The organism is Gilliamella apicola (assembly GCF_000599985.1).
Lineage (GTDB): Bacteria > Pseudomonadota > Gammaproteobacteria > Enterobacterales > Orbaceae > Gilliamella > Gilliamella apicola.
The window spans coordinates 2,349,964-2,362,087 of record NZ_CP007445.1 but is presented as its reverse complement, the minus strand read 5'-3'; the positions used below and the strand labels follow the sequence as shown (position 1 = coordinate 2,362,087).

Sequence of the window (12,124 nt, the reverse complement as noted above, 5' to 3'; positions counted from 1 at the left end):
GTAGTTTCATCATCTATTAATTTTGGTTAAAATATACAACACAACATTAACTTTCAATGATTTATTTAATCATTCACATTGTTAACGGTGTAACTTTTCTTGGATCTCCGTCTAACGACAAAAATTTAGGTCGGTAATTATCTCAATAGATAGTACCTTTTTGCAATAAGTATTTATAATAGTTTTTAGCTTATTCCTGCTTGGTGTAAATCATGAATATTTAATGCGCCTACTAATTCACCAGCACTATTAACAACAGGTGCTGCGGTAATATTATGATCATTAAATGATTTTAAAGCTTCGACAGCTTTCCAACTCTCAGGTATTTGAAAGCCAGGACTGGTCATAACCGAGCTAATACTGTCTTGCAATGTACCATTTTTAAGTAATAATCGGCGTAAGTCTCCATCGGTAAAAACACCCGCTATTTTATTATTATCTTGACAGATTGCAACTAAACCGACTCCAGTACGGCTTAATTCAAGCATAGCATCGAATACGGTTGCAGTATGTGGTATTTTGGGAACTAAGTCACCTTGTCGCATGACATCTTTAACATGGTTGAGTAATTTAGCTCCTAAGCTACCCGCAGGATGAGAGCGAGCAAAATCTTCTTCTTTAAATCCACGTGCACGCATAACAGCAATAGCAAGCGCATCACCCATGAGTAACGTATTGGTTGAGCTTGACGTCGGTGCAAGCCCCATTGGGCAAGCTTCTTGTTCGATTGATATATCAAGTACTGCTCGCGCTGATTTAGCCAACGGAGAATCCAATCCACCTGTAATTGCTATCACAGGTACATTCATTGCTGAAAGTATAGGTAAAATAAAATTGAATTCCTTTGCTCGTCCAGAATATGAGATAAGAATGGCAACATCATTTTTAGTTATCATGCCCAAATCTCCATGTAATGCTTCAGATGGATGCATAAAAAAAGCTGGACTACCAGTACTTGCTAATGATGCTGCAATTTTTTTCCCAATATGGCCAGATTTTCCAATACCTGATACAACGACTTTCCCTTTATTCGATAAAATAAGCTGACAAGCTTCAACAAAATCTTTACCTAGCCTATCGGGTAACTTTTTGGCTTCTTGAAGTTCTAATTTAAGAAGTTCTCGACCATATTGTAACAATTTGTTCATATGTACTAACCTAATGTAATTAAATATAATTAAATCATGATGCTATAATTGACAAAAAAGGATAGCTAATTCTAGTCAATCATATTGTTAACAGTGTATCAATTAACAATACAAGATTCAAAAAAAGAAAATTTTTATGTAAAAAAGTTTCAGAAGAAGATAACGTTTCAGTAAAAATTATTGATGAATTTACCTTAAAATCCTAAAGCAACTTTTATCCCCAATGTTATTAAAATGATTCCTAATAATTTATCGATAATAATTTGTATTTTAAAGTATCTTCGTTGTACTGCTTGTGTTTGAAATATATAGACAACAAAAGGCCACCAAAAAACAGCTTCAATCCAAATAATAAGTGCTACGAGTAGTTTATCCATTATTGATGAATCAGCATTCAATACCTGAGTGAAAATTGCTAAGAAATATAATGTTGCTTTAGGATTAAGCAGGTTGCAAAACAGACCTTGCATAAAGGCTGTTTTAGCAGAAATACATTTGTTGTTTGATTGCTGTGAAAGATAAGTTGTACCAGTGTTTTTTGCTAGTAATGCTTTTATTCCGAGCCATAACAAGTAAGCTGAACCTGCATAACGTAACCCGTTATAAAGTATTGGTGTTGTTGCAATGAGTATGGCAATACCTGCAACACAGTAACTCATATGAATTAATATTGCCATTATTACGCCCAGACAAGACAACAACGCGATTTTTCGGCTATAACTTAAACTGTTTTTTAAAATCAGAAAGAAATCTGGCCCAGGAGAAATCATCCCTAAAAAACTGATAGTAATGACTAAAATTAATGTATCAGTCGTCATTTTGTACCTATTTAAATACTTGCGCAGAGTTATTTATTGTTGCAATTTTTGATTTATTTTGTTCAATAAACTGTTTTTTATTCAAATTTGGCTCAGTTAGGTAATCTGTTAAAAATTTAGCATTACTTTCAACTTGTGCACCATTTAAAATTAAACGCGGTAGATCAATTTGGTAGATAACTTGATCGGGCGTTTTATGTAAATTTTCACTCTTAGCATTGGTTAGTAAATAAAGTTTACGCTCTTTTTCTGATAGGCGATTAATTGTTGCTGTACCAGCTCCCATCATTAAATGGTCGGGGAAAATATAAAAGACAGTATTATCTAATAATTTATTATCTTTTAAATGTCGGATAAATTGTCCAACATTATAATCGAGTGAAGCTGCAACAAATGACATATTATCATTTTTAGGTGATATAACTGACTTCATGCGATCATCATTAAAGCCATTAGGCGCATGAGTTGAAACTGTTGAGATAAATAACGCAAATGGTTTACCTGATTGATTCATATCGATAATTTGTTTTTGAGCTATATCTAAAATATCCTTGTCATATAATCCAAATGGGGCATTAGGATATTGACCAACGTAATTTTCTTCCGAGACGATTTGCATACCAAATAACCCTGCTGTATGACCAATTCCAGCGAAATTAGGACCCGCCATTACGTAACGTGTTTGGTAGCCAGCTTGTCTTAATACATCACCCAAGCTTACTAATTGTGTTTGATCTGCTTTCATTAATGGGGAAGTTGTGTATCCTCCAATTAGAAACGGCATGCCTGTCATATAAGTATACATTGAAGCGGTAGTCCAACTACTGCCTGCACTCATTGGCATATTAGCAAAGAAAGTATAATCTTGGCGTAACTGTCGTAAGTTGGGTGTAATTTCTTCAAAATCTAAAAAACCTTGTTCAAAGGATTCAAGAGACAAAACAATAATATTTTTGCCCTTTTGACTCACAATCTGTTCTTTGGTTGGATAATCAACCATATTTAATGATGCTAGTGCTTGTTTAAATGGTTCGCGAGGAGCACTTGTGACTTGATATATTTCATATAAACGACTTAAAGGACCGTTATGGTAACTTATTGAGAAGATTGCAAGACAGGCAAATAATAAGCGGATAAATAACCGACATTTAGATTTGCATAGATTGGCTAATTTTGACAGTAAAAATACCAATCCTAAAAAGACCGCAATAACTAGTACTGCTTGCAGCTTAAAAATGAATAACCCTTCAATGATATCATTTACATTTAAATTTACATAAAACTGATAGTCAATAAAACCTCCACTAAAGTAGACAGAGGTGAGTTCCATCACGATAAGAACGGTCATGAATGTGATGGTCACTAATTGCCATTTTTTTTGTTGAAATAGTGAAGCAAAAATAATAGTTAATACCAAAAAAGGCAAAATAACGAGCGTAGATAAGGGCATAAAATGTGTTACTCAATAATAAATTTTGGCAACAGTATATACATAATATTAATAAATAAAAAAGTGCTATTGTAATTTTGTGATAATCAAAATTGATTTGCTATGTTACTTTTATCATTACTTAATTGTTTATTTCTATATAATAATTTATAGGTAAAATTGATTTATGTTAATTAAATGATTGGCAATTAACTTTTTCAGTTTTAATATTAACCTCATCAAGTAAAAAGGAATAATTAAAGGTGATGATATGAAAAAATTAACTATCTTTGTATTGTTTATGTTTAGTCCGTTACTCTCCTTTGCTAAAGGACCTGATTGTTATACTTGGCCTATGAATATGACCGAAGGTTGGCTAAAAAATATGAATATTGTGGATATTGTGGATTTAGATGAATCGAAAACTCAAATTACGCAATTAGCATCACAAGAGATCGAAAAAGGTTTATATAATCAAATTTATCATTTTGTTTTCTACGATAAAAAAGGAAATAGTTACGAAGTTATTACTCAAAATAATGCTTCGGACGAAGAATGCTCAATGAGTCAGGTCAATCATTACTTAGTATCACAAAGTAATGTACATTAATGGCGAATATAACATTATATTAGTAAATTCAATATTTTTAATGCTTGTTATAAAGTAACAAAGGAATTTTAAGGTAATAATATGAGGAAACTTTCTATTCTAATGCTGTTGGTATCACTTCCACTGATGTCCCACGCCCAAGAGCCTGATTGCAAAGCTTGGTCTTTAGATAAAGCCAAAGAGTGGTTAAAAAGTAGTAATATTGTTGATAGTCAAAATTTAAGTGAATCAAAAATGAGAATCACACTTTTAGCGACTGAACAAAAAAGTAAAAATCTTTATACACAAATTTATCATTTTATTTTTTATGATAATCAAAATAAAGCTTATGATGTGATCACAAAAAGTAAGGCCTCTAAAACAGAATGTTTTGGTGACGTAGATAGTTATTTTATTTCAAAACGCCAGATCAACCATTTAAACTAAACAATTAAATTAAATAAAGATTTAATCCATTAATGTTCAATTTCACTTGTCAACGAAACAGGCGAAAATAAAAGCAAAGTAAAACATAAGGTTATAAAATGAAAACAATTTTTCTTATTGTAGGAGTAATGTTATGGTCAACATACTCCTTTGCTAAAGCACCCGATTGTGCTTCTTTTCCGATGAATACTACCGCGACATGGATGCAGAATGAAGGCATCCTTGCTATGGGGGATATAGATTCTTCAAAAACTAAAATTAATTTATTGGCATCAGAAAAAAAGATTAATACCAATAAAATGATTAAAAAGAAGTTTATTTATACAAATATCTATAATTTCGTTTTTTATGACGATGATGGCAAAAGTTATCAAGTTATCACTAAAATTGATACAGTTGAATCACCTAAAAATAGGTTTGATTGTTCGTATGGTGGTTATAGCGAATTTTATTTTATCTCAAAAGAAGGTGGCTTTTGAGACTTAAAAATTGTAACTCTTAGTTGTTTTCAAAGATTAGGTTAACAATAAAAACTCTCTTATTTAATTACTGTTTTAATATAAAATTTTTTTATAATTAAAAAAAAAGATTGAAATAATATGCTGATTAAGTGAGGATAATTGCCAATGATGTTTTTTAAACCAATTTAGGTGCAGTAATGCTTAATAGTTGATGCAATTAATAACTAGGAGTCAATATGTTCAGTAAAGAGATGACCATTGCCACTTATGATAAAGAATTATGGGATGCAATTAAAGGTGAAGAGCAACGTCAAGAGGATCACCTTGAATTAATCGCATCTGAAAATTATACCAGTCCTCGAGTAATGCAAGCACAAGGATCGCAATTAACCAATAAATATGCCGAAGGTTACCCTGGCAAACGTTATTATGGTGGTTGTGAGTATGTTGATATCGTCGAGACTTTAGCTATTGAGCGAGCAAAAACTTTGTTTGGTGCTGATTATGCTAATGTGCAACCGCATTCGGGGTCACAGGCTAATTTTGCCGTTTATATGGCATTATTAAAACCTGGTGATACGGTATTAGGCATGAATTTGTCAGAAGGTGGTCATCTAACACACGGTTCACCTGTAAGTTTTTCTGGTAAATTATATAATGTCGTCGCTTATGGTGTAGACGAAACTGGCCATATTGATTATGAACAATTAGAAAAAATAGCCTTAGATTCAAAACCTAAAATGATTATTGGTGGGTTCTCTGCTTATTCAGGCGTTGTCGATTGGAAACGTATGCGCGAGATTGCTGATAGTGTCGGAGCGTTCTTGTTTGTGGATATGGCGCATGTGGCAGGTCTAGTTGCAGCAGGCGTATATCCTAATCCAGTACCTTTTGCTCATGTCGTTACCACGACAACTCATAAAACATTAGGCGGACCACGTGGCGGGTTAATTTTAGCCAAAGGTGGTAGTGAAGAACTTTATAAAAAATTAAATTCGGCAGTTTTCCCTGGTGCACAAGGTGGACCATTAATGCATGTGATTGCCGCCAAAGCTGTAGCATTAAAAGAAGCGATGGAACCAGCCTATAAAGAGTATCAACATCAAGTGATTAAAAATGCGCAAGCCATGGTTGATGTAATTTTAAAACGTGGTTATAAAGTGGTTTCAGGCGAAACACAAAATCATCTATTTTTAATTGATCTAGTCGATAAAAAAATTACCGGTAAAGAAGCTGACGCCGCATTAGGTAGCGCAAATATTACGGTAAATAAAAATAGTGTACCAAAAGATCCACAAAGCCCATTTGTAACTTCAGGTGTGCGTATCGGTTCACCAGCCATTACACGTCGAGGATTTAAAGAAGCTGAATCACGTGAGTTGGCAAATTGGATTTGTGATGTGTTAGATAACATTGATGACGAGCAAACCATTCAAGCAGTAAAAGCTAAAGTGTTAGATATTTGTCGCCGTTTACCAGTTTATCAACACTGATTAACTATTATTTAGTTAAGCATTGCCGATAAATCGATTGGCAATTAGTTTGTATTGGCTATCGGATTGAATTTCCAATAGCCATTTTGTTTTTTAATGATTTTCACTTGTGTTACTATTGTTTTGCTTTTCTGACTGTTGTTGCACATTTTGTTCAGCATGATGTTGTGGTTCAAAAATTTTATCTAAATAACCTTTGTGCCAAAGCCAGCCACCACTAATCCCCACACCTAATAATATGGCTAACCATAGAATAATGATGAATTTATGATTATGTTGCTTCAATGGATCGCTTAAATTGCGTTTAGCATTGTCAGGCAGTTCGGCTTTGCTTGTGAGCAATCCTCCTAACATTAAGTTGATTTTTACTTGTCCATTAATAGCCCATCCCGATGCTTCAAGTAATGGTCCGAGAGTGCGACGACGTAGTTTTAACCATGCTAAAATCACCGAAGGACCGGATACAATTAGAAATAGTCCAATAATGACTAATGGAAATTGCCACCAAGCGAGCGAAAAGATAGCCTGAAAGATAGATGCCAAAGCGGTACCAATAGCACCAATGGCTAAGCCAATTGCAGCAAAAATCCCCATACTTTTACCGATATCAAATTTATTAGCAGGATTTTGTAACGCTTGTTCGCTAGACTTATCAATATCAGCATCTTTGTCTGTTGCCCACTTATTAATTTGTTCGGTAATTAAACGACCAATGCGTTGATAAGGCGCCCAAATGGCTTGTTGAATACTAATTGGCTTAGAGATTATTTTAACCACATTGGCATCCCAATCATTGCCATTATTATCAATAAATACACCATTACGACCTTCAATCAATAAATCACCTTGTCCAGCGGTCATAGCTGCAGCAATCAGTTTCTTTTCACCCTGACGAGTACATTCGCAGTAGAGTAAACAGAGCTCAGAATAATTTGCCATATTGGCATGTTTGGCAATGTTATCGACGGCGACACAAAGAGTAGCACAGCGACCATCAATATACAGTTTACCAAGTTGGAAAGCGGCTCTTTTTTCAAGTGAGAAGAAATCAGCGAACGAAGCAAAATTAACTAGTAAACGATAAAGATGTTTATGAAACAGAACTAACTTTTCAAGTACGAGTACATCCGATGCTGAAATAGGGGTTTGGTTATCTTGTTCGACCATTTGCTTAAATTCTGTAAATAAATCCGAATTTATCAAACTGGTGATAACATCATTGTGAATATCTTCTATACTTGCTGTTGGTTCGGTTACAACCTTTAACTGAGTTAGTTCGGGTTTTGAACTAATTAGCGTAGTGTAGGCTTGTAAACTTTGTTGAATATTTTGCCACTCTTGCTGGGTAAGTTGGTCAGGATTTGATAATGATGAGGCAACTAATGTTTTAAAACGGCTGATTTTATCTTTCCAAAGTGGATTGAGCCCATTGACTAAATCAAGATAACGGGTGGAATCAATTTTTGATAAAGGTAATTCAGCCAAAGCTTCGTCTGACAGTAAACCATTTTCAGTTGGGACAATATATTTTTCATCAACATTAAGCGCGGTTTGTGCTTGTGGGGCATATTCGGCCAATTCAACACGTAAAAAATAATCATCAATTTTGGGTTTTAAAAGTTGGACTAATTTCCAAATTTCAGCTCGGTCTTCACCAAAAGGTGTATGGGTATTACTAATATCGGTTTGCCAATTCTGCCAAGTTTTTAGATTATCAACAAAGGTTTGTGCAATCTCTAGGTCAATACCATCTTGCCCACTCATGTCTTTCTGGGCACCGGTTGTTTTAATTGCAGTTTCAATGAATGTTTGCATTTCAGGTGATAATTCTGCAGAAGGTGGAAAAATTAAATCACCATTATAAAGCTTACCTGCATTAATTTTTATTGATTCTTGTACATCTTCTTGAGTTAAATAATTTGTATTATGCTTGTTTAAATTAGCAAGAATGCTGTGTGCTGTAACTGACAGTTTTTTACCTTGTTCTGTTGAGGTGTCGATTTCAGATAAGGGTAATGTGTCAGAGGAGTGTAAAATCGTCTCAAACGATAGTATTTTGTCTTTGGTCCAACTAATTGCATCTAAAATATCGGGTATACGAATGCGTCCATCTTGGTCAGTATCAAGTAAAGCTAAGGTTCGTTCATCAAAATCTAAACCTGTTGTTGGGCAGCTTAACGCTACCCACAATTTAGGATCTAAATCAGGCAGATTGATAATGTCGTTAGCATTTTTAAATACTACTTGATCTAATCCACCTACTCGCTGGAATGTCCACATATGACTCATAAATAACCTCCGCACCAAAATATTATTAGTATATTCAATTGGTAATAAATTTTTTAACTATAATTATTAATATATATAGCTGTATTTGTTTTTGTTATAGAAGAGAAGCGCAATTATCATTTTGTAAGGGTTTTATTTTCTTTGAAAGTTGATTTTTAGCTGCCTTTAACAACTTTGTGATAGAATAACGCTTTATTATTTAATATCCAAATAAAAATCATAAATATGTCATTAATTAATCTTACCAATGCTTATCTTTCATTCAGTGATGCGCCTTTATTAGATCATATTGATATGTCGATCGAAGTTAACGAACGCGTTTGTCTTGTAGGCCGTAATGGTGCAGGTAAATCCACTTTACTTAAAGTGCTTAATAAAGAAGTACCATTGGATGATGGGCAAATTGTTTATGAAAATAATGTTGTTGTGTCACGCTTACAACAAGATCCGCCCCGTGATGTTCAAGGTAATGTATTCGATTTTGTGGCGGAAGGATTACAAGAACAAGCTCAGTTGTTAAAAGATTATCACGAATTATCGCATCGAGTTGAGCAAGAACCTAGTGAAAGTAACTTAGCAAAACTAGCAAAAATGCAAGAACAGCTCGATCACCAAAATGGTTGGCAACTTGAAAATCGAATTCGCAATGTGATTTCATCGTTATCCCTAGATAGTGAAGCTCAATTATCATCACTATCTGGAGGTTGGCTGCGTAAAGCTGCTTTAGCTAAAGCTTTGGTTTGTCAACCAACCGTTTTATTACTTGATGAACCAACTAACCATTTAGATATTGAAACTATTAAATGGTTAGAAGAATTTTTAAAAGGCTTTAATGGCAGCATTGTATTTATTTCACATGACCGTTCATTCATTCGTCAAATGGCAACACGAATTATTGATTTAGACCGTGGCAAAATCGCCTCTTGGAGTGGTAATTATGATAATTACTTACTTGGTAAAGAAGAAGCATTACGTGTTGAAGAATTGCAAAATGCCGAGTTTGATAAAAAATTAGCTCAAGAAGAGGTGTGGATCCGTCAAGGTATCAAAGCGCGTCGTACTCGTAATGAAGGGCGAGTACGAGCATTGAAGGCTATGCGACAAGAATATTCTGAGCGTCGCCAAGTGATGGGCAGCGCTAAAATGCAAATTGAGGAAGCGTTACGTTCCGGAAAAATCGTTTTTGAATTGGAAAACGTGACTTATCAAGTTGATGATAAATTATTAGTCAATGACTTTTCTGTGCAAGTTTTACGAGGTGATAAGATTGCCCTGATTGGTCCTAATGGTATTGGTAAAACTACTTTGTTAAAACTGATGCTTGGTAATTTAAAACCAACATCAGGCAGAGTACATTGCGGCACTAAACTTGAAGTCGCCTATTTTGATCAGTATCGTTTAGAGCTGGATCCTGAAAAGACAGTCATGGATAACTTAGCTGAAGGCAAGCAAGAGGTGATGGTAAATGGTCGTTCGCGTCATGTATTAGGTTATTTGCAGGATTTCTTATTTCCACCTAAACGAGCTAGAACACCAGTAAGGGCATTATCTGGCGGAGAACGTAATCGCTTGTTATTGGCAAAACTATTCTTAAAACCTAGCAATTTACTGGTATTGGACGAACCAACAAACGATTTAGATATTGAAACGTTGGAATTGTTAGAAGAACTGGTTAATGATTATCAAGGAACTGTTTTATTGGTAAGCCATGATCGGCAATTTGTTGATAATGTTGTTACGCAATGTTGGTTCTTCGAAGAGAAAGGGCATATTGGTATTTATGCTGGAGGTTATGCTGATGCGTTGCAACAACAGCAGCAGGCTCAACCCGTTAAAGTTTCGACGGTAAATAGCAGTCAACAACCTAAAAAAGAATCAAATACGGTCAATAATCAGAATAAAGAATCTGCGGTTAAAAAGAAAGTAAAACTTAGCTATAACGAACAACGTGAATTAGCCCAGTTGCCAAGCAAAATAGAACAGCTTGAAATTGCGATTGCTGATTTACAAGCGCAAATTGGTCAAAGTGACTTTTTTAATCAACCTCATGATATAACCGGTCCTATTTTACAATCATTAAGCGACAAAGAAGCAGAATTAGAAGCAGTGTTTGAACGCTGGGAACAGTTAGAAGCACTTAGTCAACAGTAATGAATTTTACTTCCAAATCAATAAACAAAATTAATAAGCGCTGTTACAACCAGCGCTTATTTGCTTTTTACCAAGTTTTTTTGGATAAAACGAAGAAAAGAAGTAACGCAAGGATCACAAAAATAGCACCGACTATCCCAATATAATCCGTTGACAGTTTTACTAACACTTGGCTGCCGACAAAGGCTCCTCCGCCGATACCAATATTATAAATTCCTGAATAAACAGATGTGGCAATGTCAGTTGCATCGGGTGCTACGTCGATCACTTTACTTTGCATGACCATACCAATAATTGTAATTGCTAATCCCCATATTATGCCTTGCATCATCGCGGTGTAGAGACTAAATGAGCTGAAGTAAAGTGATAATAAGCATGCCATCAATAATATTACGGGTACAACTAATATAGCTGTAGGATATTTACTTGCGTATCGAGTAAAAATAACACTACCAATCATGCCTGAAAATCCAATAACTAATAATAGATGGACAACAATTTCTTGACTGAATCCACCCACTTTCATCATAAATGGGGTAATGTAAGTATAGGCGGTAAAATGCCCAGTGATAATTATTGCCGTTAATAAGTAAATATTGAGTAAGGCTGGGCGTTTTAACACTTTGGGTAGATCCTTGATAGAAATGGTGTTAATACTAGGTACTTTAGGAAGTAAGTAAATTAGTAAAATTAAGATACCAAAAGCAATACCACCAATACATAAAAACGTGATACGCCAACCTACTAATTCTCCTATTTTGGTACCAATAGGAATGCCGAGAACCGTTGCCATAGATGTGCCTACTACAATAAAGCTCATTGCTTTGGCCTTTTTGCCATTCGGCGCTAATCGAACCGCTAATGGCGTGGTAATAGCCCAAAATACTGCATGTGCACAAGCGATACCAATGCGAGCAGTCATTAAACTATAAAAATCCCAAGCAAAGCCAGCTAATAAATGGCTGCTAATAAATAGACAAAACAAAAAAATAAGGAGCTTGCGGCGCTCCATTTTGGATGTTAATACTGTTAAGGGTAACGATAATAATGATACAGCCCAAGCATATATCGTTAATAATAACCCTGCATGAGCGACATCCATCGAAAAGCTTTCCGCAATATTAGGTAGTAAACCAACTGGTACAAATTCGGTGGTATTGAAAATAAATCCGGCAAAAGCTAAACAAAGAATCGACGACCAGATCCGAGAGCGCTTTTTAGCATTATTCATGATGTAATTAAAGACGGGATAAATTGATTGTTGGTAATTATAACTGAATATTGACCATAGTTACATAT

The 12,124-nt window shown here is 34.7% G+C and carries 10 protein-coding genes; 5 read left to right on the top strand and 5 right to left on the bottom strand.

Annotation, left to right across the window (positions count from 1 at the left end; genetic code table 11):
• Positions 1-185 precede the first annotated feature (185 nt).
• The 3 genes from gutQ to GAPWK_RS10575 all read right to left on the bottom strand — a co-directional run bounded on the left by gutQ (position 186) and on the right by GAPWK_RS10575 (position 3,416).
• Positions 186-1,148: an arabinose-5-phosphate isomerase GutQ gene (gene gutQ / locus GAPWK_RS10585; protein ID WP_025316199.1), complete on the bottom strand. Its 963-nt coding sequence runs from the start codon at positions 1,146-1,148 to the stop codon at positions 186-188.
• A gap of 194 nt (positions 1,149-1,342) precedes the next feature.
• The gene (locus GAPWK_RS10580) at positions 1,343-1,966 is read right to left on the bottom strand and encodes a LysE family transporter (protein WP_038517481.1); all 624 of its coding nucleotides are present in this window, start codon (positions 1,964-1,966) and stop codon (positions 1,343-1,345) included.
• A gap of 7 nt (positions 1,967-1,973) precedes the next feature.
• Positions 1,974-3,416, bottom strand: a complete 1,443-nt coding sequence (locus tag GAPWK_RS10575) for an LTA synthase family protein (protein ID WP_025316198.1) — start codon at positions 3,414-3,416, stop codon at positions 1,974-1,976.
• Positions 3,417-3,666: 250 nt separating this feature from the next.
• Between GAPWK_RS10575 and GAPWK_RS10570 the strand changes: the two genes are divergently transcribed.
• The 4 genes from GAPWK_RS10570 to glyA all read left to right on the top strand — a co-directional run bounded on the left by GAPWK_RS10570 (position 3,667) and on the right by glyA (position 6,385).
• Complete coding sequence (locus tag GAPWK_RS10570) at positions 3,667-4,005, top strand: hypothetical protein (protein WP_025316197.1); 339 nt, start codon at positions 3,667-3,669, stop codon at positions 4,003-4,005.
• 81 nt (positions 4,006-4,086) lie between these two features.
• Positions 4,087-4,431 (top strand): hypothetical protein, encoded by a 345-nt coding sequence (locus GAPWK_RS10565; protein ID WP_038517478.1) that lies wholly within the window; start codon positions 4,087-4,089, stop codon positions 4,429-4,431.
• Between the two features lie 98 nt (positions 4,432-4,529).
• Positions 4,530-4,910, top strand: a complete 381-nt coding sequence (locus GAPWK_RS10560) for a hypothetical protein (RefSeq protein WP_025316195.1) — start codon at positions 4,530-4,532, stop codon at positions 4,908-4,910.
• A gap of 218 nt (positions 4,911-5,128) precedes the next feature.
• On the top strand, positions 5,129-6,385 hold the full coding sequence (glyA, locus tag GAPWK_RS10555; protein WP_025316194.1) for a serine hydroxymethyltransferase: 1,257 nt from the start codon (positions 5,129-5,131) through the stop codon (positions 6,383-6,385).
• A 93-nt stretch (positions 6,386-6,478) separates the two neighbouring features.
• Here the strand turns inward: glyA and GAPWK_RS10550 are convergent, their stop codons facing one another.
• Positions 6,479-8,674, bottom strand: coding sequence for a MerC domain-containing protein (locus tag GAPWK_RS10550; RefSeq protein WP_025316193.1), 2,196 nt, complete (start codon positions 8,672-8,674; stop codon positions 6,479-6,481).
• 225 nt (positions 8,675-8,899) lie between these two features.
• Between GAPWK_RS10550 and GAPWK_RS10545 the strand changes: the two genes are divergently transcribed.
• On the top strand, positions 8,900-10,825 hold the full coding sequence (locus tag GAPWK_RS10545; RefSeq protein ID WP_025316192.1) for an ABC transporter ATP-binding protein: 1,926 nt from the start codon (positions 8,900-8,902) through the stop codon (positions 10,823-10,825).
• Between the two features lie 67 nt (positions 10,826-10,892).
• Here GAPWK_RS10545 and GAPWK_RS10540 read toward each other — a convergent pair whose 3' ends face one another.
• Entirely contained in the window at positions 10,893-12,056 is a 1,164-nt protein-coding gene (locus GAPWK_RS10540) for a sugar transporter (RefSeq protein WP_025316191.1), read from the bottom strand.
• Between the last annotated feature and the right edge of the window lie 68 nt (positions 12,057-12,124).